The 22,047-nt window shown below is 51.2% G+C and carries 24 protein-coding genes and 1 other annotated feature; of the genes, 1 reads left to right on the forward strand and 23 read right to left on the reverse strand.

The genetic code is table 11. The features are described from left to right. Nucleotides 1-33 precede the first annotated feature (33 nt). From DVH26_RS27185 to DVH26_RS27270, 18 genes are all read right to left on the reverse strand, one after another. A complete protein-coding gene (locus DVH26_RS27185; protein WP_239627543.1) occupies nucleotides 34-1,266 on the reverse strand; it encodes an MFS transporter in 1,233 nt (410 codons plus the stop codon). Nucleotides 1,267-1,589: 323 nt separating this feature from the next. Further along, the gene (obgE, locus tag DVH26_RS27190; protein WP_239627545.1) at nucleotides 1,590-2,891 is read right to left on the reverse strand and encodes a GTPase ObgE; all 1,302 of its coding nucleotides are present in this window, start codon (nucleotides 2,889-2,891) and stop codon (nucleotides 1,590-1,592) included. Nucleotides 2,892-2,904: 13 nt separating this feature from the next. Next, nucleotides 2,905-3,531 carry a Spo0B domain-containing protein gene (locus DVH26_RS27195; RefSeq protein WP_239627548.1) on the reverse strand — a complete coding sequence of 209 codons (627 nt, stop codon included), beginning with the start codon at nucleotides 3,529-3,531 and terminating at the stop codon, nucleotides 2,905-2,907. A 162-nt stretch (nucleotides 3,532-3,693) separates the two neighbouring features. Continuing rightward, entirely contained in the window at nucleotides 3,694-4,005 is a 312-nt protein-coding gene (gene rpmA / locus DVH26_RS27200; protein ID WP_028547689.1) for a 50S ribosomal protein L27, read from the reverse strand. 21 nt (nucleotides 4,006-4,026) lie between these two features. Next, nucleotides 4,027-4,356: a ribosomal-processing cysteine protease Prp gene (locus DVH26_RS27205; protein ID WP_239627550.1), complete on the reverse strand. Its 330-nt coding sequence runs from the start codon at nucleotides 4,354-4,356 to the stop codon at nucleotides 4,027-4,029. Nucleotides 4,357-4,367: 11 nt separating this feature from the next. Beyond that, nucleotides 4,368-4,679: a 50S ribosomal protein L21 gene (rplU, locus tag DVH26_RS27210; RefSeq protein ID WP_239627552.1), complete on the reverse strand. Its 312-nt coding sequence runs from the start codon at nucleotides 4,677-4,679 to the stop codon at nucleotides 4,368-4,370. Between the two features lie 14 nt (nucleotides 4,680-4,693). Then, nucleotides 4,694-4,779: a sequence feature (ribosomal protein L21 leader region), on the reverse strand. 68 nt (nucleotides 4,780-4,847) lie between these two features. Then, nucleotides 4,848-6,089: an Rne/Rng family ribonuclease gene (locus tag DVH26_RS27215; protein WP_239627554.1), complete on the reverse strand. Its 1,242-nt coding sequence runs from the start codon at nucleotides 6,087-6,089 to the stop codon at nucleotides 4,848-4,850. 24 nt (nucleotides 6,090-6,113) lie between these two features. Then, entirely contained in the window at nucleotides 6,114-6,998 is an 885-nt protein-coding gene (locus DVH26_RS27220) for a M50 family metallopeptidase (RefSeq protein ID WP_239627556.1), read from the reverse strand. Next, complete coding sequence (locus tag DVH26_RS27225) at nucleotides 6,991-7,866, reverse strand: M23 family metallopeptidase (RefSeq protein WP_239627558.1); 876 nt, start codon at nucleotides 7,864-7,866, stop codon at nucleotides 6,991-6,993. The genes DVH26_RS27220 and DVH26_RS27225 overlap by 8 nt, the downstream gene beginning before the upstream one ends. 269 nt (nucleotides 7,867-8,135) lie before the next feature. Continuing rightward, on the reverse strand, nucleotides 8,136-9,281 hold the full coding sequence (locus DVH26_RS27230; protein ID WP_239627561.1) for an FtsW/RodA/SpoVE family cell cycle protein: 1,146 nt from the start codon (nucleotides 9,279-9,281) through the stop codon (nucleotides 8,136-8,138). Between the two features lie 9 nt (nucleotides 9,282-9,290). Continuing rightward, nucleotides 9,291-10,085, reverse strand: a complete 795-nt coding sequence (gene minD, locus DVH26_RS27235) for a septum site-determining protein MinD (protein ID WP_239627563.1) — start codon at nucleotides 10,083-10,085, stop codon at nucleotides 9,291-9,293. Nucleotides 10,086-10,103: 18 nt separating this feature from the next. Next, the gene (locus tag DVH26_RS27240) at nucleotides 10,104-10,754 is read right to left on the reverse strand and encodes a septum site-determining protein MinC (RefSeq protein WP_239627565.1); all 651 of its coding nucleotides are present in this window, start codon (nucleotides 10,752-10,754) and stop codon (nucleotides 10,104-10,106) included. Between the two features lie 70 nt (nucleotides 10,755-10,824). Next, nucleotides 10,825-11,352: a rod shape-determining protein MreD gene (gene mreD / locus DVH26_RS27245; protein ID WP_239627567.1), complete on the reverse strand. Its 528-nt coding sequence runs from the start codon at nucleotides 11,350-11,352 to the stop codon at nucleotides 10,825-10,827. A 4-nt stretch (nucleotides 11,353-11,356) separates the two neighbouring features. Beyond that, nucleotides 11,357-12,217 (reverse strand): rod shape-determining protein MreC, encoded by an 861-nt coding sequence (mreC, locus tag DVH26_RS27250; RefSeq protein WP_239627569.1) that lies wholly within the window; start codon nucleotides 12,215-12,217, stop codon nucleotides 11,357-11,359. Between the two features lie 35 nt (nucleotides 12,218-12,252). After that, a complete protein-coding gene (locus DVH26_RS27255; protein WP_239627572.1) occupies nucleotides 12,253-13,287 on the reverse strand; it encodes a rod shape-determining protein in 1,035 nt (344 codons plus the stop codon). Between the two features lie 318 nt (nucleotides 13,288-13,605). Continuing rightward, nucleotides 13,606-14,295: a RadC family protein gene (radC, locus tag DVH26_RS27260; RefSeq protein ID WP_239627574.1), complete on the reverse strand. Its 690-nt coding sequence runs from the start codon at nucleotides 14,293-14,295 to the stop codon at nucleotides 13,606-13,608. A 56-nt stretch (nucleotides 14,296-14,351) separates the two neighbouring features. Next, on the reverse strand, nucleotides 14,352-14,957 hold the full coding sequence (locus DVH26_RS27265) for a Maf family protein (RefSeq protein ID WP_239627576.1): 606 nt from the start codon (nucleotides 14,955-14,957) through the stop codon (nucleotides 14,352-14,354). 62 nt (nucleotides 14,958-15,019) lie between these two features. Next, nucleotides 15,020-15,262, reverse strand: coding sequence for a DUF4321 domain-containing protein (locus tag DVH26_RS27270; protein WP_239627577.1), 243 nt, complete (start codon nucleotides 15,260-15,262; stop codon nucleotides 15,020-15,022). Nucleotides 15,263-15,398: 136 nt separating this feature from the next. Here DVH26_RS27270 and DVH26_RS27275 point away from each other — a divergent pair, with 136 nt between their 5' ends. Continuing rightward, a complete protein-coding gene (locus DVH26_RS27275; protein ID WP_239627579.1) occupies nucleotides 15,399-16,694 on the forward strand; it encodes an N-acetylmuramoyl-L-alanine amidase in 1,296 nt (431 codons plus the stop codon). A gap of 94 nt (nucleotides 16,695-16,788) precedes the next feature. Here the strand turns inward: DVH26_RS27275 and DVH26_RS27280 are convergent, their stop codons facing one another. The 5 genes from DVH26_RS27280 to DVH26_RS27300 all read right to left on the reverse strand — a co-directional run bounded on the left by DVH26_RS27280 (nucleotide 16,789) and on the right by DVH26_RS27300 (nucleotide 22,045). Then, nucleotides 16,789-18,168 carry an SPOR domain-containing protein gene (locus DVH26_RS27280; RefSeq protein ID WP_239627581.1) on the reverse strand — a complete coding sequence of 460 codons (1,380 nt, stop codon included), beginning with the start codon at nucleotides 18,166-18,168 and terminating at the stop codon, nucleotides 16,789-16,791. A gap of 102 nt (nucleotides 18,169-18,270) precedes the next feature. Next, complete coding sequence (locus tag DVH26_RS27285; protein ID WP_275590487.1) at nucleotides 18,271-18,738, reverse strand: ferritin; 468 nt, start codon at nucleotides 18,736-18,738, stop codon at nucleotides 18,271-18,273. 91 nt (nucleotides 18,739-18,829) lie between these two features. Further along, complete coding sequence (locus DVH26_RS27290) at nucleotides 18,830-19,054, reverse strand: DUF1450 domain-containing protein (protein ID WP_239627585.1); 225 nt, start codon at nucleotides 19,052-19,054, stop codon at nucleotides 18,830-18,832. Nucleotides 19,055-19,266: 212 nt separating this feature from the next. Continuing rightward, nucleotides 19,267-20,649 (reverse strand): UDP-N-acetylmuramate--L-alanine ligase, encoded by a 1,383-nt coding sequence (gene murC, locus DVH26_RS27295; protein ID WP_239627588.1) that lies wholly within the window; start codon nucleotides 20,647-20,649, stop codon nucleotides 19,267-19,269. Nucleotides 20,650-20,656: 7 nt separating this feature from the next. Further along, entirely contained in the window at nucleotides 20,657-22,045 is a 1,389-nt protein-coding gene (locus tag DVH26_RS27300) for a bifunctional folylpolyglutamate synthase/dihydrofolate synthase (RefSeq protein ID WP_239627590.1), read from the reverse strand. Nucleotides 22,046-22,047 lie beyond the last annotated feature (2 nt).

A 22,047-nucleotide genomic window follows, 5' to 3' on the forward strand; every position in this document is an offset into this window, starting at 1 on the left:
ACGTCCATTCTTTACCGGATATCGTTATTCCGTTTAATAGTTAACGCCGCTGTTCGAGGTAGCCCAAGCCTTCCTCCAGCTCCGGGTGACAACATAGAACGCCAAAGTGACCATCAGCACAATCGATGCCACTACAATGAAGCCGGTCACATGCGTACCCGTAGCTTGCTTTAACGGGCCGAGAATGTTATTCGGCAGCAGAAATCCTCCCAGCCCGCCAAAGGCGCCGACGATTCCCGTGACAACGCCGATTTCCTTGGAAAACCGCTGCGGCACCAGCTGAAAAATCGATCCGTTGCCCATCCCGAGACATGCCATCATCAAGCTTGTGATCGCGAGCATCACCATGAACGAACTAGGCATGGTTGATACGGCAAAGGCACAAACGGTAATAACGGAATACAAAACAAGCATAAATCGCATCCCGCCGATTTTATCCGCAATGTAACCGCCGATCGGCCGGAAAAAGCTTCCTGCAATAACGGTTATCGTTACAAGATAGCCGATCTGGATTTTGCTCAGACCGCCTGCCATCGCCTTATCTCCGTACACATCGTAGAAGAAGATGCTGAAATAGTTGGAAAACCCGACAAACCCGCCGAACGTAACGGCATAAAATAAGCTGAACCACCATGTATCCGCATTTTTGAAGGCAGATAAATAATCGACGATTTTTTTCGGCTCCGGCTGGTTCGGGCTATCCTTGGCCATGAGAGAGTAAGCAATCAATACTAGCACCAAAGGAATGATAGCCAGGCCGAATACATTGTGCCAGCCCATCGTTGTCGCCAGCTGCGGTCCGAAAAACGTGGCCAGCGCAGTGCCGCTGTTGCCTGCACCTGCGATTCCCATCGCCAGGCCTTGATATTGAGGCGGATACCAGCGGCTGGCAAGGGACAGCGAAACGGCGAAGCTTGCTCCCGCGATACCGAGCAAAAACCCTAACGACTGAATCTGGCTTAAGCTCGTTCCGCCGAGCCAGCCCCATAACAGCGGGATGATGGTCAGTACCATCCCGATTATGCCCGCTTTCTTGGAGCCGATCCGATCGGCCAGGATACCCATAGGAATACGGAAGATCGAGCCTCCCAAGGTCGGAATCGCTACCATCGTCGCTTTCTGGGCATCCGTCAAGCCGAAATCTTTCGTAATATACAAAGAAAGAGCCCCGCATAAAACCCAAATCATAAAGCTTACATCAAAATAGAGAAATGCTGACAATAAGCTTGGGAAATGCCCTGAGTTTTTGAAACTTTTAACATCCACGTCACACTACCTCCCGAAATTTTCTCTCTTTTCTTTGTATACGCTTATTTCATGTAAGTATTTATTACATATATACTATACATTCAAAATCCGAATTGTTCAATGGTCTTAACGAAAAAAGTTCATGTTTTGGCGAATGTTTTTCGTGATATTTCTTCCTTTTGCCCGTTAGGTTGATATAATCACGAATATTAATTAAACAATTAATAATTATTGTTCGTTTATTAATCGCTTTCAATGAAAAAAGCAAAAAGCACCAATCTCACATTACGATAACATGAGTATTGGTGCTTTATGCTTTATCGTACGGTTCCAGCAACGAACTATTCTCTTTCGACAAACTCGAACTCGAAATCGCCGATACGAACCGTATGTCCGTCCTTCGCGCCTTTTTCTCTCAACGCCTTATCGATGCCCTTTTTACGCAATATCCGTGCAAAACGCATTACCGCTTCTTCCGTGCTGAAGTTCGTCCTTTTGATCAGTTTCTCAATGCTCGGGCTTTCCACTACAAAGTCGTCATTTTCTCTGCGGATCGTAAAGTCATCGTCTTCTTTCGCTTCCAGACGGTATACTTTCCGCTCGGACAAGTCAACCAGCTCCTCCACGAGCGGCATCTCTGGAATCGTCTCCAGCAAGTCGGCGATTTTGTAGAGCAGCTCCTGAACTCCGGATTTCGTTACCGCAGAGATCGGAATGATTTGCGCGGAAGGATGAACCTCGCTCAAGCGCTCGCTGAACTCGGTCAAATACACTTCGGCATCCGGCATATCCATCTTGTTCGCTACGACAATTTGCGGCCGCTCTTCGAGCTTCGCATTATACAGCTTCAGCTCATCGTTAATTTTCACCCAATCATCGAACGGGTCTCTGCCTTCGGTCGCCGCCATATCGATAATATGCACGATGACTCTCGTCCGCTCGACATGCCGCAAAAACTCGTGTCCTAATCCAACTCCCTGATGAGCGCCCTCGATGAGACCCGGCAAATCGGCCATCACGAAGCTTCTGCCGTCCCCTACGTCAACCACTCCCAGGTTCGGAGTCAGCGTCGTAAAGTGATAGGCTCCGATCTTAGGCTGCGCTGCGGAAACAACCGACAGCAGGGTTGATTTGCCGACGCTCGGGAAGCCTACGAGACCGACGTCCGCCATTACCTTGAGCTCAAGTATGACCCAGCGCTCCTGTCCTTCTTCACCGTTCTCCGCGATTTCCGGAGCAGGATTGTTCGGCGTGGCAAACCGGATATTGCCCCGTCCGCCGCGTCCTCCTTTGGAAATAACGACCTGCTGATCGTGACGCGTCAAATCCGCAATGATCTCCTGCGTATCGTCATCAATAACAACCGTTCCAGGGGGAACCTTAACGATCATATCGTCCGCATTGGCGCCATGCTGACTTTTATTCCGTCCTTTCTCCCCGCGGTCTGCTTTAAAATGCTTCTGGTAACGAAAGTCCATCAGCGTACGCAGGCCTTCGTCCACCTTGAAAATAACGTCGCCGCCATCTCCGCCGTCGCCGCCTGCCGGTCCGCCTTCCGGCACATACTTCTCCCTGCGGAATGCTACGAGACCGTCGCCGCCGTCTCCGCCCTTCACGTATATCTTCGCTTTATCTACAAACATGAATCCACCTCAATTATGTATTCAATAACAGTGCGATACGTATCGCAGACTGGTTATGATCCGATTCAACGTGCTCCCATACCTCGTCCTTCTCTTGCTTCTGCCTTAGCCGCCCGATGAGGGAGGACCAACGCGCCGATTCCATCTCGCCGCTGTACTCGAATCCGAGTAAGAGCCGGTCCGCTTCCTGCGCAAAGCTTACATTCAGCGCGTGTTCTGCGTACGGAAACAGCCTCGCGTTCTCTTTGCAAGCTTCCATTATACCGGCAACAAGCCCCAGTAATCGATTCGTATCGACCGACAGCTCGTTGACCCGGATTTCTTGCTCCATCGAGATGCGGAGCGCAATTTCTTTAACCTCCGCTTGAAAGGAAAGCAGGTAAATGACCAGCTCGGGAACTCCCAGCTTGGCCAAATAGCTTTCCCGCTGGATCTTATCTTTTATTTTCTCCATAAGATCTTCTAATTTATCATACTTTTTTAACTTTACATAGCCGAACAGCACTTGAATTTCATTCATCCAGTCATGCCTGTAATGGTTAAGCAGCCGGATGAAGCGTTCGTTTTGCTCGGTATCCCGTACTTGAGCGTTCAAGGTGTTCTCCACCTGCCGCCCGTTATCAGGCCTTTTCGACGTCATTGCGTAACCTCTCCGTTCCGCACTTGATCCTAACTTTAACAGTATAGCATGTTGTTCGCAAAAGTTCACTTTTCTATCGGCAACTGCTGCTGGCCAACCTTCCTATTCTACGCAAAAAACCCCAGCGACACTGGATCGCCGGGGTTATCGTCGATGATGTTATTACACTTCTACAGCCGCAGCCACTGGAGCAGCATCCACAGGGTAGACGCTAACTTTCTTGCGATCGCGACCCAGACGCTCAAACTTCACAACGCCTTCAACCTTTGCAAACAGCGTATCATCGGAACCGATGCCTACGTTGTTACCAGGGTGAATTTTCGTTCCGCGTTGGCGAACCAGGATGCTTCCTGCCGTAACTTGCTGACCGTCTGCGCGTTTTACGCCAAGACGCTTAGCAATACTGTCACGACCGTTCTTGGTGGAACCTACACCTTTCTTGGAAGCGAACAACTGAAGATTTAATTGTAGCATGTTAGTCTACCTCCTTCTTCATTAATGTGTTTCTTTCAAAGCTATATATGCGCCATACGATTGTTGGATCGATTGCAGCATGACAACCATCGATTCCAGGATCAGCTGTACCTTCTCGTTCAATGCTTCATCCAGCTGACCGGGAACCTCCACCTCCAGCAAACCATGTTTCATGTTCGCCTTAAGCTCCAGCCCCAGTACGGCTTCTACCGCATTGACGGTACCCACGGTGACGGCGGAAACACCAGCACAAACGATATCTTTGCCTGGATCGCCATACAGAGCGTGGCCCTTCACCCGAAACGACTCAATCCGGCCGTCCGGCCTCCGTTTGATCGTTGCACGAATCATTGCCTTATCCCTTAAGCTTGGATTTTTTCAATCACAACTTTAGTGTAAGGTTGACGGTGACCTTGCTTGCGACGGTAGTTCTTTTTGGATTTGTATTTGTAAACGATGATTTTCTCACCTTTACCGTGCTTTTCCACTTTCGCGGATACAGAAGCACCGGAAACTACTGGAGCTCCCAATACCAAACCGCTTTCTTTGGAAACAGCCAATACTTTGTCAAAAGTAACGGCATCGCCTTCGCCAGCGTTCAGTTTCTCGATGTAAAGAACATCGCCTTCCTGAACTTTGTATTGCTTACCACCTGTTTCGATAATTGCGTACATTTCGTTGCACCTCCCTCATGTCTCAGACTCGCCTAAAGCCAGGTGACCCGTTCCGCAAGGAACTTGTACTTAAACCCGCTTCGTGCGGTTACAGCATGTTTTGCAACATACCCGAATATCATATCATAGCGGGCCTATGAATGCAATGCCTAAGTCGCTGGGAATCGCTTATTTATTCCAAATCCATCCGCTTCCTTCGCATACTTCACAGCGGGTCATTGTAATTTTATCTTTGCCGTCCCTTACTTTTTTACGTGTCATTTCCACAAGTCCGAGCCGGGTCCAGCCTTCGATCACCGTCTTCGTGCGATCCCGCTTCGCTTCCGACTCCAGCGTATCGAGGACCTGCTGCCGGTGAACCGCTGCATTCATATCAATAAAATCGATAATGATGAGTCCTCCGATGTCACGCAGCCTCAGCAGCCGGGATATTTCCTTGGCGGCCAGCAGATTCGTATCCTTCGCCGTCTGTTCCATATCGATGCTTCCCGTGTACCGTCCCGTGTTGACGTCAAAAACGGTCAATGCCTCGGTATGGTCGACGACGACATAGCCGCCGTTATCGAGCCATATTTTCCGCTTAAAGCCGTTCTCCAGCTGGGTGTTCGCTTGAAACCGGTCGAACAGCGTGCCCGTCTGAATAGGAATATGCCGGACCCGTCCGCAAAGCTCCGGAGAAACCTGACGGATCAGCGAGACGATAGTATCGTGAGCTTCCTTGTCATTGACCAGCAGCTCGCCAACATCGTCCCGGAACACATCGCGTATCCAGCGCGGCAGCAGTCCGAAGTCGGTATATACTTTCCGCGGCACAACGCCCTGCTGGCTTGATTGCACCTCGACAATCTGCCACCGTCTTCGCAGCTCATCGAGATCCGCGGTGATCATGGATTCCGATATGCCCTCTGCGGCCGTTCGGGCTATGAACCCTTCACCGGGCTGCAGCTGCCGTTCGGCTGCTTGCTTCAGCCGCTCTCGCTCCGCCTCGTTTTCAATTTTGCGGGAAACTCCCACATAATCGGCGCGCGGCATATAAACGCCCCACCGTCCGGGTATCGAGTAATGAGTCGTTACCCGCGCTCCCTTGGAGCCTACAGGCTCCTTGACCACCTGCACAAGCAGCGCTTGTCCTACGGTAACAAGCTCCGTAATTAACGGCTTCTGCTTGGGATGCTTCTCCAGATGAGCAGGCAGAATGTCATCAATATATAAAAATGCGTTTTTTTCCAGTCCAATATCCAAAAAAGCAGCCTGCATTCCTTGCAGCACATTCACTACGCGGCCTATGTACATATTGCCGGCCAGATGCTCAGCCCCGCGGAATTCACTGTCGTACTCTACCAATCTATCGTTTTCCATTACAGCCACTTCGATCTGGTCCTGTCCGCACTGAACGAGAATACGCTTCATGTTTTTTCCACCTCGGACTTCATTTTACATGAAAAGCTCGGAAATCGCACTTCCCCGCTTCGTTTCATTGAAATAGGATTGCAATAGCGGTTGTTCCGGAAGAACGAAACGTATCGTGCCGCGCTCATCCATGACATATACGAGATGGTACTTCTCCCGCATAAACAAGCGTACGATGTCGGTTACCTTTCTTTTGCCGTGAACCACTATAGGCTGGGCCAATGTTCCATTATGCATCAATCGGTTCAAGGTCATTTCCCTGTTAATCAAAAAGCGCATGAAATGATAGGATAACCCTTTATATAAATACCAATTTGAATACAGTAAAAACAGGCCTATAATTAGAATATTTAACTTCAAGCCTCCGCTAAAAACATTCACGATCGACGCCCCGGTCAAAAGGACGCTGAACAAGAGGCTAATGATGCAGCTGACTGCTATAACCCTATGATACGGCAGCCAGAAGCTTAATACCGATTGCATGAATTTCCCGCCGTCCAACGGCAAAATCGGAAGCAGATTGAACAAGCCGATCAGCATGTTCGCCTGGATAAAGTACACACTCCATTCTGCCGGGATCAGCCCCGCCGATTGCAGACCTAAAGCCGCTACTATCATAATACCATTTTGCAATGGTCCTGACATCGTAACAATAATTTCCTGCCAAACCGGTACATTTGCAACCTCTTCGACAACGACCTCGCCGCCAAACGGCAGCAGCTGCACCTCTTTGACACGCCAGCCGAAATTTTTGGCCGCCAATACGTGTCCCAGCTCATGAATGAATACGATACAGAACAACGTTGCCGTTTCAATAAAATAGCCGGCCAAAACCGAGAGAAGAATGACAATGGAGAACAGGGGATGAAACCGCAGCAGGATCCCGAATGGACGGAACGGTCTAATCAAAATTCACCACATCCGCCGGGTTGACAAACTTGCTGTCCTTGGAGACGGCAAAATACAAGTATCCCGATGGCTTGCTGCTGTTTTTGGATACTGTACCTATCGTCTCACCGCCCTTGATCCAATCGTTCAGCTCCACCCGTCCCTGCTCCACCCAGCCGTAAACCGATTGCAGACCGTTCGTATGACGAATGATAATCGTATAACCGGTATCTTCTTTATTGCCTACATACACGACCAAGCCTGTGTCCATTGCGGCAACCGGCGTATCGGAGCTTGTCTCCACAGTGACCCCGAGACGGCTCGCCTCATAAGGCGCGATAATCTTTCCTTTCACCGGAGCAAAATAATGCTTCGACACCACATCCACCTTTTGCGCTTCCTCCTGGTACAGCGTATTCAAAGCAGGAAGCAAGGACGGAGAGCCGCCGAACCGCTGCTCGTACCACAGAGCGACCGATTGGAATTGGAACGAATCGTTCAGCGCAGAGCTAATATAGGCTTTCCCCTTATTAGCCAAAGGATGGTCCCATTGAAACAGCCCCCATACGGCGGCAAAAAGAAAGCAGCTGACAATGAGCTTCGTCCGCAGCCGGTTCATCCCGGGTCTTTGACCGCTCCCTCCGTAGCGAAGGTCACCGTAACGATCGTCATGCAGCGTCATTTCGCGATTCCACTTCTGCTTCCAGACATATTCCGGATCCTCCCAGCGTACCGATTCATCGGCATCGGCTCTGCGGCGCTCGTCCAGCGGATAGCCGTGCGGAGGACGGGAATGCTCCGGCAGCGGAAAAGGCGGCCGTTCCGCCGATTCCTTAAGCGCTCGAAGCCGCTCCAGCCTTCTTTGGCGAATATTATCTTTGGTACTCATTTCCATTATACCCCCCAAGCGCCTTCCTCCAGGAAAGCTGTGATCATAGGCGTGCGGAAGCCTTTTATTACCGTTCGCTTCAGGGCGGCGTAGCCCTAAATAATCGATCTGTCCTAACGCTTCACTTCTATTTCATCTTATGAGCCTGTACACCCCTTTATGAAACTATATTCCTCACAGCATCCTGCAGCCCGTAGCCGAAGACAAGACAACGCAAAAAAGCACACTGCCGGGGGCAGCGTGCTCTTTACTTGGTTTCAACAGAGCTGTCAATAGCTCGGTTCTTTTTCCTGATGGACGCGAATGCTCATCACCAGGCCAATGCTCATCATATTGATCAATAGTGAAGTGCCTCCGTAGCTGATAAACGGCAAAGTAATACCGGTGAGCGGCATAATGCCGATGAGCATTCCCACGTTCTCGAAGATTTGAAACACGAACATGGAAACGACGCCGACAATGACAAAGATGCCCCCCTTATCCCTGCATTGGATAGAGATAAGGATCATTCGGTAAATAAGCACGAAATACAGCAGCAGAAGCACGGACGAGCCTACGAAGCCGAATTCCTCCGCCAGAACGACAAAGATGGAATCCGAGTAAGCATAAGGGATAAAGTGGCGATGAACCGACGACCCTTGCAGGTATTTCTCCCCGGTCAATCCACCTGAGCCGATAGCCTTAATGGAGTTGTCGACCTGGAATTTCTGGTCCTTGGTCGCACTCTCCGGATCCAGGAACGTATCGATTCTCGCAACCCAGTGGCCTTTGCCCTTCTCCGTAAAATACGTTTTGATCGGATCATGATAGTGCGTGAACAAATACGTAAATAATATCAGACCCGCTATCACGATCAAGACGCCGATAAGAAAGTGCACGTACTTCACGTTTCCGATCCACAGCATGCCGACGAAAATGACAAGAAATATAATGGCGTTCCCCAAGTCCGGCTGAATCAGCACCAGGACGAAAGGAATGAATACAATAAGACCTACCGGGAAAACATCCGTAAGAAACAACAGCGGCTCCCCTTGCCTCCTGGCAATAAAGGCAGCCACTGCGATGATCAGCATGAGCTTCATCAATTCCGCAGGCTGGAACAACAATCCGCCTGGAAGCTGGAACCAGCTTTTGGCGCCGTTGATTTCCATCCCGAACTTGTAAACCGCACCCAGCATCCCCAAACCGACAATATATAAATAAGGCGCGATTTTGAGCAATGCGCGAAAATCCATAAACGTAATGCCTATAAAAGCCAAGATGGTGATGACGTAAATGACGATCATTTTCTTCAAGTCGAATTCGATGTTGTGATCATCGATTGTCGCACTGTATACTAGCAGCGTGCTTATGACCATGAATGTTAACAGGATGACAACGATGGGGATATCGATTTTTTTCAATTTATGCAGCAAACCGAATCATCATCCTATCCCGATAAACTTCTTGAATTTGTGCAGCACGCCCTGCTTCTCGTCCATCGGCATCAAAGGCACGGTATCGCCCAGAATGCGCCGGGCAATGTTGCGGTAGGCGATGGCTGCCCGGGAATTCGGATTCATCACGGTCGGCTCGCCCATATTGGCCGCTTTGATGACATATTCGTCATCCGGTACGATGCCCAGCAGATCGATGGCCAGCACGGAGCAGATCTCATCGATATCGAGCATTTCACCCTTCTTGACCATGTTGGCGCGAATCCGGTTGATGACGAGCTTCGGCGATTCAATCCGCTCGTTCTCGAGCAAGCCGATGATCCGGTCCGCGTCACGCACCGCCGCATTTTCAGGTGTCGTAACGACAATCGCTTTGTCCGCTCCCGCCACCGCATTTTTGAAGCCCTGCTCGATGCCGGCAGGACAATCGATAATAACAAATTCGAAATCGCGTTTTAGCTCCAGTACGATATCCCGCACGGCTTCCGGGGAAACCGCATGCTTGTCCTTGGTCTGCGCCGCCGGCAGCATATACAGCTCGTCGAACCGCTTGTCCTTCACCAAAGCTTGCTGCAGCCGGCATCGTCCTTCCGCCACATCCACCAGATCATAAATGATACGGTTCTCGAGACCCATGACGACGTCCAGATTACGCAGGCCGATATCGGTATCGACCATACATACCTTCTTCCCCTGAAGCGCCAGCGCCGTACCAATATTAGCGGATGTGGTCGTCTTGCCGACGCCGCCTTTCCCCGAAGTAATGACGATTGCCTCTCCCATACGGTCCACTCCTTCTAGTTACTGCTTTGAAACCAATTTATGCATATGGTGTATTTTATCTATTTCCATCTTGCCTTCCTTCACATAGGCAAACTCCATGAACGCTTCATTAATTCCCCACTCGTCCGGCGGTCTGCTGATAATGGAGGCAATCCGGAGCTGCGTCGGCCTCAGATGGGAAGCGGCAATAATCGCTGTCTCGTCTCCATCGAAGCCGGCATGGGCCATTCCTCTTAAGGAGCCCATAATATAAATGCTGCCCGAGCTGATTATCGTCCCGCCCGGATTCACATCTCCGAGGAACAAAATATTGCCGTCCTCCGACAGCGTCTGACCGGAACGTACCATTCCTTTAAGCAGCTTGATATCCGGTATATTAAAAACGGACGCCGCAGGGTCCATGACTTGCGACTCAATGGATTGGATCAGCAAATTCCCCTTCTGGCCGATGATCGAGCGGATCTGCTCCTTCTCTTCATCCGAAGCGATTCGGGACCCTAGCTTTACGTGTACATGAATAATCGGGCCTGTCAATATTTGCTGATGGGTTTTCTCCAGCTTGTGCTGAAGCTCTCCGATCACTTCGCCGAACTCGCAAGTATCGTCCAGCAAAAATACGAGGCCGTCCTTAACGCCTTTAATGGTCACATGGTGCTTTGCTGCGGTCATACTGTCCTCCAACCTCCTAGCCTATACAATTCGGCTTTTTTCAGCGTTTTTCCTGCTTTCGCGCTGAAAATTATTCCTCTGAGGCGGAAACTCCGCTGTTCATGCTTTCGAACAGCTTCCTTACAGGTACATACACAGCCAGAGCAAACAATAGATTGATCAGCATGCTCGGAAGCATTTGATGGAAGAAAGCCCATTGCAGATCAAGATGCGTAGTTTGGAACAGACGGTACAGCCCATACAGCAGCCATTCGAAGAACAAATTGCCGACTGCAATGACCATCATGCTGACGATAATATTGGAATACAGCCGGCGATGCGTCAGCCCAGCCAAATACCCCGCCAATCCCATGGAAAAGGACAGAGGACCGAGCATCGGCGAGGAGTATAGAATATCCTGCAGCAATCCGAAAATAAGGCCGTACACCAACGCCGTATGCCGGTTAATATATAACCCGATATAAAGGACGATGACGAGAATAAAATGAGGGGCGACATATACCTTGGAGCGCCAGGCTTCGGGAATCATCCACTGCAGAAGAGTCCCTTCCAAGATAAACAATGCGGATAAAATGATCCACAGCCATTTCCGAGTCATTGGCTCACCCCTGCTCCGGAACGATAACGACGAACACTTCGCGGAGATGATCAAACGAAGCGAACGGCTGAACTACCGCTTCATGGGATATGCCGAAGTTGCCCGGCTCTCTGGATATGACTTTCCCGATCTCAATGCCTCTCGGGAAAATTTGTCCCAGCCCGGAGGTGATGACGACATCGCCGACCTCCAGCTTGTCGTTCGGATCTATCTTCGTCATGATCAGCTTCTGCTTATCCCTGTCATAGCTCTCGATAATGCCAAACGATTCGTTCTCCTTGTTCTTGACCGTGACGGCAATCGCCTTGGAATCGTTCGCGGTGTCGTCAATCCCTTTCAAGAGCTGGACATTGGAATAAAAGGACGATACCTGAACGACGCGCCCTACAAGACCCTCGACAGACATTACCGCCATGTTCGGCTTGACGCCGTCCTGCTCTCCCAGGTTGATGCGAACCGTATTGTTAAGCGAGTCCGGACTAATCGCGACTACCTCCGCTATGCGGAACGTGTAATTGTTCGCCTGCTTCTGACGCTCGGTAAAGCCGAGCGCGTCCTGCAGCCGTTTATTTTGCTGCTCCAAGTCATTCAGACGCGTCGTATCCCGCGCATACTTCGTCAAAGTCTGCTTCAGCACCTTGTTCTCGATAAAAATCGTACGCATTTGCTTCATATCCTCAAAGAAACCCGCTATATAGCCAGCGGGCTTATAAAACAGTCCTTGAGTCCAGGAAACCGTATCGGTAATAAACTTCTCGGGCCAGCTCATACGCTCGCGCTTCCCGAGCGTCAGTCCCATTAAAGCGATAAAAAAGATGAGGCCGAGCATCAATATCAACAGCCTCTTATTCCCCAACAATTTCAAAGCATACACACCTTCTAACTTTTACCGCATTTATGTTAGCGTCTGGATTTGCTTGTCGGACCCGACTTCATCTTAAACAGATGAATGTTCTCCAATGCTCTTCCCGTACCTATAGCTACGCAGTCCAACGGATTCTCCGCAACCAGCACCGGCATCCCTGTCTCGCGCGACAGCAGCTTGTCCAGGTTGCGAAGCAAACCGCCTCCGCCTGTAAGCACAATGCCGCGATCCATAATGTCCGCAGACAGCTCTGGAGGACATTTCTCCAGGGTAACCTTCACCGCATCGACGATGCTGTTCACCGTATCGGCCAGCGCTTCGGTAATTTCGGTTGAAGTTACCGTCATCGTCTTCGGAAGACCGCTTACGAGGTCCCGGCCGCGGATTTCGAATGTGACAGGGGATTCCATCGGCAGCGCCGAGCCGATCTCCATCTTGATCGATTCCGCCGTACGTTCTCCGATCATCAAATTGTACGTGCGTTTAATGTACTGCGTTATGGCGTCGTCCATCTCGTCTCCGGCCACCCGAATCGAACGGCTCGTTACGATACCGCCAAGTGAAATGACGGCAACCTCCGTCGTCCCGCCTCCGATATCGACGACCATGCTGCCTGTCGGCTCCCATACCGGCAGGTCCGCTCCGATCGCCGCTGCGAACGGCTCCTCAATGGTAAACGCGTCGCGCGCGCCCGCTTGACGGGTCGCATCCTCCACCGCGCGCTTCTCTACGGCCGTAATGCCGGACGGCACGCATACCATAACGCTCGGATGACGCTGAAACAGCCAGCGGTCCTTTTGCGCCTGGCGGATAAAATATTTGATCATCGTCGAGGTCGTGTCGAAATCGGCGATAACTCCGTCCTTCATCGGACGTACAGCCCGGATGTTGCCGGGGGTGCGGCCGATCATTTTTTTGGCATCGTTCCCGACGGCCTCTATCGATTTGGTGTCGGTGCGGAGCGCTACAACCGAAGGCTCGCGAACGACGATCCCTTTTCCTTTGACATAAACCAGTGTATTTGCTGTACCCAGATCGATTCCCAGGTCCTTTGTAAAACCACCGAACATGCTTGGTACTCCCTTCCTTTGGACGCTTGAATCTCCAGTTTCTTACGTAAAGAGGCTGTTCAAAAAGTCGTCTTTTGATCACGAAGCAGGTCATGAAGCTATTTCGACATCGAATCTTTCGTTCACCCTCGAAGAAGTAATGCTTCCGAAGCGAGTTTTCTACGAAAACTTGTACTTCTCGGTGCTGAAAACCCTACTTTTTGAACTCTCACTTAAATGTTACTTTTGCCACAATGGATTGTTCGCATTCTCTTAAGTCCTATATATCACCGGAAAAAGCATGCTCTATAAAGAATCGCCTGCTATATTCCGATTATATTACATCAAGCCTTGCTCCTTCAAACTTATGTACGTCCGGTCTCCGATCACGATATGATCAAGCACATCGATACCTATAATATCGCCTGCTTCGACGAGACGCTGCGTCATTTGAATATCCTCGGAGCTTGGGGTCGGATCGCCGCTCGGGTGGTTGTGAACGCAAATAATGGAGGCGCTGCTCCGTTTGATCGCCGCAAGAAATACTTCCCTCGGGTGAACGATCGACGCGTTCAAGCTTCCCATTGACAGCGTTTCCTGACCTATGACGTGATTTTTAGTATTTAAAAACAAGCATACAAAATGCTCTTTTTGCAAATAACGCATGTCCTCCATCAGCAAACTGGATACATCCTCGGGAGAACGAACCGTTACCGTCTCCTTCGTCCCGCTTCGCGCCAGCCTTCGGCCAAGCTCGATTCCAGCCTGGATCTGCAGCGCTTTGGCCGCACCGATCCCTTTGATTTCGGTTAGCTGCTGCAGGCTCATATCGACAAGACTCCGCAGCCCGCCGGATTGACTCAGCAGACGCTCGGCCAAACGTACAGCCGATTCCTGAACCGTTCCAGTGCGGAGTAGAATAGCTAACAATTCCGCGTTATTTAATGCTTGAGCCCCATACTGCATCATGCGTTCTCTAGGTCGTTCTTCGTTTGGGACATCGCGCAATGTCAAATTGGGCGATTCCATTCATTCCCCTCTTTCTTATAAAAGTCGTTGAACCCTAATTATATCATGACAGGAACTCAAATAACAGCAATGCCAAACTGCTGCAGCAGGTCGCTCAGCAGCGACACGGGAAGCCCCACGACATTGAAATAATCGCCTTCGATCCGCTCGACAATCGTCGCTCCCAGTCCCTGGATCCCATAAGAGCCGGCCTTGTCCATCGGTTCGCCCGTATCAATATAACGCTCAATCTGGGTCTTCGTCAACGGCTTCATGTAAACTAATGTAACCTGATGAGATACGATCTGCTTCCCCGTACTTAAATCGATGCACGCAACGCCAGAATATACGTAATGCTCCCTGCCCTGCAGTCCGTTCAGCATCCGGAACGCATCCGCTTTATCCTTCGGCTTGCCGAGAATTTCCCCGTTCAGCACAACAATCGTATCCGATCCGATGACGATTCCGTCATTTCGCTGCTGCTCCTTATACATTTCGCACACAGCCGCCGCTTTGCGACTGGATAATTGTTCCACGACCTCCGCAGGACTAAGACCCGGCTCGGTGTCTTCGCTGACATCGCTAACCTTGATTTCGAAAGGCAGCCGAAGCGAGGCTATCAGCTCTTGCCTTCTTGGCGATGAAGAAGCCAAAATCAGTTTTTTTTGCATAGTGATCGTCATATACAATCTCCTTATTCCGAATAGTATGGATGCATTGTTTACAAAGTTCGACAAGCTGCACGCTACAGCTTCCGATAAAGCCAGAACGATGCCGCAAGCCCGAGCAAGCTGATCAAGCTCAGCTTCAATTCGATGTGGAGATCATATTTCAGCACAAGCAGGTCGGCTTTCGGCTGCCAGACCAGCTGGACGGTTTTCGTCAAAAACGACAGCGCAGGCACCGGAGCTAACAGCTGACCTACCAGCGCTCCCGCTACTAGTCCTAGGATAAGCAATAAAATAAAAGTAAATGTATTTTTTTTCATGATAGTCCCATTCCTCTGCCCAAAGTATTGATCCGTAGATAACACAACTCGTATTATAGCACACATTTGGAGAATGTTACCTGCTTACAACACACATCGGAGGCTTGTACAATAACCTGAGGAGGGATTTGTTTCGATGCGCCGGCTTTATACCATCATGATGTTCATCCTAGCAATGCTGATAGCTTTTCCATCCTCATCCATGGCGGCCAAAATAGTCGTGGATGCCGGCCATGGCGGCTCGGACCCTGGAGCTATCGGAGTCAATGGACTCCAAGAAAAAACCGTAAACCTGGATATCGCACGCAAACTAAAAGATATGCTTGTTCAAAGCGGCTACGAGGTCGCTATGTCCCGAACCGACGACACTTATGTGTCGCTCAGCGATCGGGTAGCGTTCACGAACGCCCAAAATGCCGAACTGTTCGTCTCGGTCCATGCGAACTCTTACTCGAATCCGAATTCAAGAGGAGCTATGGTGCTTTATTACGACAACGCTTTTCCCCAAGCGGATTATCCCGCCAGCCCGGAGATGGCGGGATTGACGCCGCAAAGCCGCTTGCTGGCGCAAACCGTACTGGACAAGTTCGTTCAGTCTACCGGCTCCACTAATCTCGGACTTATGGAAAGCTCGGTCTACGTCGTGCGAATGGGCACGATTCCGAGCATCCTCGTGGAAACGGCCTTCTTGTCCAATGCGAAGGATGCCGAGCTGCTTGCGAACGACAGTGTCAGAACGCAAATGGCGAAGGCGATCCAGCAGGGCATTGAGGCTTACCTGCCGCCGGACTCGCAGGCGGAGGTATTCACCGACATTCGCGGACACTGGGCGCGCGAGGCGATCTTGAGGCTGAAGACGCAGGGGATTATCGACGGCGTCGGCAAGCTGTTTCAGCCGGACCGCGAGCTGACGCGAGCGGAGTGGGTTACGCTGCTGGACCGTGTCTTCGACTTGTCGAAGGTCCAGCCTGCTGCAGCCGCCGGCAAGTGCGAGAGCGCTTCGGTTGCCGGAGGGGTATACGGCGGCGGGGCGGTTTGCGCCCCTAAGACCGCCGTTGCCTTCAAGGACGTGCCGGCCGGCCATTGGGCCGGCGCGTCCTTGGCCGAAGCCGTCGCCGCAGGCGTGCTGAACGGGTACGAGGACGGGACGCTTCGTCCCGACCGGCCCGTAACGCGCGCCGAGGTGGCTGCGATGTTCCAGCGGCTGGCGCTGCCGCTGGCAAGCAATTCGGCTGCGCCAGCGCAGCAGCCGTTCAAGGATGTGCCGACCGACGCCTGGTCGGCACGGGCCATCGCCAGCCTGAAGCAAGCAGGCTGGATTGACGGCATGACGGCGGACCGGTTTATGCCGGACCGCCGCATGGCGAGAGGTGAAGCGGCCGCGCTGCTCGACCGCTATGTCCAAAGCAAACCGGCGAATCGCCAGCCTTAGAGCTGCTGGCGATTCGCCGGTTTTTTTGCAAAAGAAAAAGCCTGGTGGAGGACCACCAGGCTTTCTTGTATATTGCGCGCAATGCGCGATATTGCTATTGCACCGAAATCGCTTTGCGCAGCTCTTTTTCCGCCACCACATACTGCATCAGCGAGCTTTGAGCCTGCCACATCAGCGACGGTGCGGCATTTTTCTTAAATTCGTCCAAGGAGACGACAGCCGTATTCATGGCCTGATTCATCTTCTGAATCGCCGCCTTTGCGTCTTCCGCGAGCCCTTCGGACGCTGCCGAGGAAAGACCGGTCCAGGTCTGATGGGCCGTCTTGACCGACTGCAACGCCGCTGCATCCAGCGCAGCAGGCTTTGAGACCGACAATTGCTGAACGGTCAAGGGTGTCATCGACTGCAGCAGCTTGTCGCCCTGAACAATATAGTTAGGGAGCGCATCGGACGCCTTCCCGTTCCATTTCATTTTGGTAACGGCGGGCAGCTCCACATTTTTTACGAGTACCTCGACATTGCTTTGCTTGAACTTCTCCGTTAACCCGAGCGCTTCGTCGCGAGTCATGGTCATCCCTACATACACAGGGAATTTGTCGGTGCTGTCACGCACACCGGTGAAGCCTTTTTTCTTCAAATCGGCAATCGCCGCGTCTGCGCTTTGGACCGTGCTGAATACGCCGCCTTGCAAGAAGCTGTACGTTTTGGCCGGAATATTCACCGCACTGGCTGCCGCTGTTCCCGACTGGGCCGTCACCGGAGCTGCAACACCTGCATTGGCGCCTTGCTGTCCGGACACCGCACCCTGCGTCTGCGCCGTTCCCGCCGTACTGTTCTGGCCCGGAGGCACGACGTTGCTGCCTTTGTCCGTAGAATCCGAAGAGAACATCGAGAGCACGAAGAAACCGAATGCGATGCCCGTTACGATAGCTCCCGCTACCGACGTTGCAATTTTGATCCACGAGGTGGCGGGCTTTCTCGGATGCGTTATGTAGACGGGCTCCTCCGGAACGTACCACCGGTGATCCCTTAACGGCTCCGTCGGCTCGTCGCGGTGCGGATCGCTGGAATCTTGGTCGTCCGGCTGACGCATGTAGCCGGTTTCCATATCCGTATTCCGTCCGCCCGATTCACGAATGATTCGTTCCACCCGGTTCGTTTCCGTATCAAAAGAGCTCTGCCAGCCGCCGTAATCCGTCGTATACAGATTTAACGGCTGGGCATCGACGAGCACCGGTTTCGCCGGCTGCTTGGAACCATTCGTATCGTCCGCCGCCGGCGCCGGCGTCTCCTGCATGCTTGGCGTAGCCCATTCTTTAATCAGTATCGCATCGTCGTCCTTGGCCGGCGGCTCGACCACCTTGTATTCGTCGACGTGAAGCGGGATCACCTTGGATTCTTCCTTCACGGACCGTTCCGATCCGCGTTTGCGTCCCTGGCTATGATCAAATCGAAAGGTCATTTTGTTGTTCATTCTACTTCTCTCCCTTTGTCCAATTATCGTATTACTAGACTATGAGAGAGAGTAGACGATTAGAACAAGCTGTATCAGCTGCATGGCTGTAAAACCGGATTTTTAGTTAGCCGGAGGTGTAAATACGCGCTGGGAGAATTCGGTATCCAGCATGAAGAAGGCGTTGCTGTCCTTATCGATCCGCTTCAGCTTCTGCACGATGCTGTCGAACATCGCTTCTTCCTCCACCTGCTCATCGATAAACCATTTCAAGAAATGGATCGTCGCATGCTCGCGGTCGTTCAACGCAATATCGGACAAATCGTAAATCCGTTTGGTAACGATTTGCTCATGATGATAGGCATGCTCGAATACATCGAGCACCGATTTATACTCATTGTTCGGGTGTTCCATGCCGCTAAGCGTGGCTCTTCTTCCCCGGTCGTTCAGATATTTGTAAATTTTCATCGCGTGAAACCGTTCTTCTTCCGCCTGAACGATAAAGAAATTTGCGAATCCGTCCAGGCTTTCACCGGAGCAGTACGCTGCCATAGCCAAATAGACGTGGGAGGAATAGAATTCGAAGTTCATTTGTTCGTTGAGAGCTTGGCTTAATGCATCGTTTAACACAAAAACACAACCTTTCCCGTATGTAGGTACGATCTGTAGATGCCCTGAAGATTTACCCGATCAAATCCAAGAGCTCGTCATACAGCTTATCGGCTGAAGACGCACAGACGACTTTCGACTTCCCTATCATGACCATACAGGTCTTCGAGCACAGCTTGCATTCTCCCAAGCAGTCCTTCTTCTTTTGCTTAATATCGGGAAACATCTTTTTCATCGTCTTGTATACGCTCTTGGAGCCATGCTTAAAATTGCGGCAGCAGTATTTGATCTTCTTCATAAGCCTTCCCTTCTCTCCCTATATTCCATTCAAATGATAATAGTTATCATTATCATTGTCAATACAGAGATGCGGAACACTGAGGTACCGAGAAGGTACGGATTGTCCAGTTTTCTGCTGCTACTGCAAGCGAATCTTATGTATCTGAAAAAGAACCGCGCCAGAACGGATAGCTCCTTATCTGCACACAGTTCTTTTATCATTCTATGCTATTAAAGTCCCGCACGGGCTTTGAGAGCTTTGGCCAATCCGTCCGCTGCCTTCCAAATATCCCCTGCTCCCATCGTGATGATCAGATCGCCTTTTTTCACACGAGCGAGCAAATCCGCCTGCACTTCTTCCTTGGTCGGAATGTAGCGGACATTCGCATTGCTGTTCTGACGAATCAGCTCTACGAGCTTATCCGAGGATATCCCCTCGATCCGCTTCTCTCCCGCCGGAGAATAAATGTCCGTAATGATGACCTCGTCGGCTTCGGAGAATGCCCTGCTGAATTGCTCGAACAGGAAGTACGTGCGCGTGTAGCGCTGCGGCTGAAATACGGCGATAATCTTCTTACCTGTCGATTTGGCTGCGCTGATCGTGGCTTCAATCTCGGTCGGGTGATGAGCATAATCGTCAATGACGAGAATATCGTCCACTTCGCCGAGTACTTGAAACCGCCGTTTCGCACCGCGAAAATCGATGATCGCGTCCGCTACCTGCTGGAACGTCAGCCCCGCTTCCATGCAAGTAATCAGCGTTGCAAGCGCATTGTAGACGTTATGCCTTCCAGGTACGGACAAGCCGATGGTACCCAGCAGAACACCCTTACTCACGACCTCGAAGTGCACCTTCCGGTCACCCAAATCGATGTTGCGGGCTATATAATCGGCATCGTTCTCAATGCCGTAAGTAATGACTTCGCTTTGAATCGTAGGAATAAGCTCACGCAAATAAGAGTCATCCTTGCATACTACCGCTTTGCCGTCGGCTTTGACTTGGCTTAAAAATTGGGCGTAAGCCTTTTTCAAGTTTTCAAAATCGCCGTTGTAGTTTTCCAAATGATCCGCTTCAATGTTATTGACAAGGGCGATATACGGATGATACTGCAGGAAAGAGCCGTCGCTCTCGTCCGCTTCCGCTACTACCCAGTCCCCTTGTCCCGCCTTGGCGTTGCTGCCCACATTCATAATCTCTCCGCCGATAATATACGTCGGATCCTTCTCGCACTGCTCCAGCACCAGAGCAATCATCGACGACGTCGTCGTTTTGCCGTGAGCACCCGCTACCGCGATGCCCTTCTTGGCGTTCATGAGCCTGCCGAGCATTTGGGAGCGGTGAAGAATAGGAATGTTCAATTGCTCCGCTGCGGCCATTTCCACGTTATCCTTGGACAAAGCCGTCGAATAGACGACGACGTCAGCCCCTTTGACATGCTCGGCTTCATGGCCGATAAATACTTGAGCTCCTTTAGCCGCCAGCTTCTCCGTCAGCTCCTGCCGGGCCAAATCGGATCCCGAAACTTGGTAACCCATTTCCAGCATCACCTTGGCAATGGCACTCATGCCATACCCGCCGATACCGATAAAATGGATACGCTCAGATGTATTCACGCTGCTCTCACCAGCCTTTTTCAGAATCGGATTGATGTAAGATCCAGGAACGCACATCGCCTATCAAATATAACGTGCCGGAAACTACGGCCAAATCGTCTTGTGCCGTTCTGCTTTTGACCAGCTCCAGCGCCGCCTTCCAATCCGGTTCCACGATCACGTCCACGTTCTTACGATCGATCTCCTGACAAAGCGTTCTGGCCAGCTCGGCTAGCTTGGCAGCATCCTCTTTTTTATGCCAATCCGGCTCGGTAAGGATGAGGGTATCCACCAGTGGTAGTATATGCCGCAAATATTCGGAATGATTCTTTGTCGATAGCATACCCATTACAAAATGTAGTTTATTGTATGTGTAAGTTTCGCGGAGTGCCTGTGCTAGTACAGCCCCTCCTTCAGGATTATGCGCCCCGTCGATCAAAATGCGCGGAGAACTCGAGATCATCTCCAGCCGTCCTGCCCATTTCGTATCCCGCATCGCCTGCAGCAGCACGTCATCCTCTACGATCAAAGCGTAATATTGGCGCAGCAGCTCAATCGCCATCAAGGCTACGGCTGCGTTTTGCAGCTGGTGGCTGCCGTTCAAGCTGATGCCTACCTTCGGGATGTTGCGGAACGGACTGTAAAAGTTGAACGTCTGCTCGTCTTCCGCCGATGCTACCAGCTCATAGCGGAACTGCCGGTCGTTGCTATACAGCGTGCTGTTCTTGCCCTTGGCCGTCTGCTCGATCACTTCCAGCGCTTCAGGCTGATTAACCGCTGTGACTACCGGGACGCCGGCTTTGATAATGCCTGCCTTCTCCGCAGCTACTTTTTCTATCGTATCTCCCAATATTTCCATATGATCGTGACCGATATTCGTAATGACCGATACTAGAGGCGTAACGACATTGGTAGAATCAAGTCTGCCTCCCATTCCCGTCTCCCATACGACAAAATCCGGATAGGCTACATGGGCAAAATATTCTATGGCAACCGCAGTGGATACTTCGAACATGGTAGGCTGCCCCAGATCGGAAGCAGCCACCTCATCAACCAGCGGTTTGATTTTGTTAACAACTCGAAGCAAATCTTCATCAGCGATATTTTCGCCGTTCAGCCGAATCCGATCCGTGTATTTTTGTATATAAGGTGAAGTGAACGTTCCTACATCGTATCCGCTCTGCTTCAGCACCTCGGTCAGGTACGCGCATACCGAGCCTTTGCCGTTCGTCCCTGCCACATGAATGAACTTCAGGCGGCGTTCCGGATGATCGAGCAGCTCCATGAGCTGCTCCATCCGTTTGAGACCCGGCTTAATGCCGAAAGGAATTAGATGAACGATCCAATCGATCGCCTCCGCTGCGGTTTGGAATGCGCCTGCTGCGGCTTCGTTTAGTTGCACTCTCGTATCGCTCATCG

Source organism: Paenibacillus sp. H1-7 (assembly GCF_022354825.1).
GTDB lineage: Bacteria > Bacillota > Bacilli > Paenibacillales > NBRC-103111 > Paenibacillus_S.

What these genes read in the sequence shown, in the direction of transcription:
- radC (WP_239627574.1), bottom strand. Translation starts at nt 14,295, where the DNA reads ATGGAATCGCCCAATTTGACATTGCGCGATGTCCCAAACGAAGAACGA.
- DVH26_RS27275 (WP_239627579.1), top strand. Translation starts at nt 15,399, where the DNA reads ATGCGCCGGCTTTATACCATCATGATGTTCATCCTAGCAATGCTGATA.
- rplU (WP_239627552.1), bottom strand. Translation starts at nt 4,679, where the DNA reads ATGTACGCAATTATCGAAACAGGTGGTAAGCAATACAAAGTTCAGGAA.
- DVH26_RS27290 (WP_239627585.1), bottom strand. Translation starts at nt 19,054, where the DNA reads ATGAAGAAGATCAAATACTGCTGCCGCAATTTTAAGCATGGCTCCAAG.
- DVH26_RS27270 (WP_239627577.1), bottom strand. Translation starts at nt 15,262, where the DNA reads ATGAAAAAAAATACATTTACTTTTATTTTATTGCTTATCCTAGGACTA.
- DVH26_RS27265 (WP_239627576.1), bottom strand. Translation starts at nt 14,957, where the DNA reads ATGACGATCACTATGCAAAAAAAACTGATTTTGGCTTCTTCATCGCCA.
- DVH26_RS27285 (WP_275590487.1), bottom strand. Translation starts at nt 18,738, where the DNA reads ATGAACTTCGAATTCTATTCCTCCCACGTCTATTTGGCTATGGCAGCG.
- minD (WP_239627563.1), bottom strand. Translation starts at nt 10,085, where the DNA reads ATGGGAGAGGCAATCGTCATTACTTCGGGGAAAGGCGGCGTCGGCAAG.
- DVH26_RS27215 (WP_239627554.1), bottom strand. Translation starts at nt 6,089, where the DNA reads ATGAAGCGTATTCTCGTTCAGTGCGGACAGGACCAGATCGAAGTGGCT.
- DVH26_RS27240 (WP_239627565.1), bottom strand. Translation starts at nt 10,754, where the DNA reads ATGACCGCAGCAAAGCACCATGTGACCATTAAAGGCGTTAAGGACGGC.
- DVH26_RS27225 (WP_239627558.1), bottom strand. Translation starts at nt 7,866, where the DNA reads ATGAGTACCAAAGATAATATTCGCCAAAGAAGGCTGGAGCGGCTTCGA.
- DVH26_RS27205 (WP_239627550.1), bottom strand. Translation starts at nt 4,356, where the DNA reads ATGATTCGTGCAACGATCAAACGGAGGCCGGACGGCCGGATTGAGTCG.
- mreD (WP_239627567.1), bottom strand. Translation starts at nt 11,352, where the DNA reads ATGACTCGGAAATGGCTGTGGATCATTTTATCCGCATTGTTTATCTTG.
- rpmA (WP_028547689.1), bottom strand. Translation starts at nt 4,005, where the DNA reads ATGCTACAATTAAATCTTCAGTTGTTCGCTTCCAAGAAAGGTGTAGGT.
- DVH26_RS27300 (WP_239627590.1), bottom strand. Translation starts at nt 22,045, where the DNA reads ATGAGCGATACGAGAGTGCAACTAAACGAAGCCGCAGCAGGCGCATTC.
- obgE (WP_239627545.1), bottom strand. Translation starts at nt 2,891, where the DNA reads ATGTTTGTAGATAAAGCGAAGATATACGTGAAGGGCGGAGACGGCGGC.
- DVH26_RS27195 (WP_239627548.1), bottom strand. Translation starts at nt 3,531, where the DNA reads ATGACGTCGAAAAGGCCTGATAACGGGCGGCAGGTGGAGAACACCTTG.
- DVH26_RS27280 (WP_239627581.1), bottom strand. Translation starts at nt 18,168, where the DNA reads ATGAACAACAAAATGACCTTTCGATTTGATCATAGCCAGGGACGCAAA.
- DVH26_RS27255 (WP_239627572.1), bottom strand. Translation starts at nt 13,287, where the DNA reads ATGTTCGGTGGTTTTACAAAGGACCTGGGAATCGATCTGGGTACAGCA.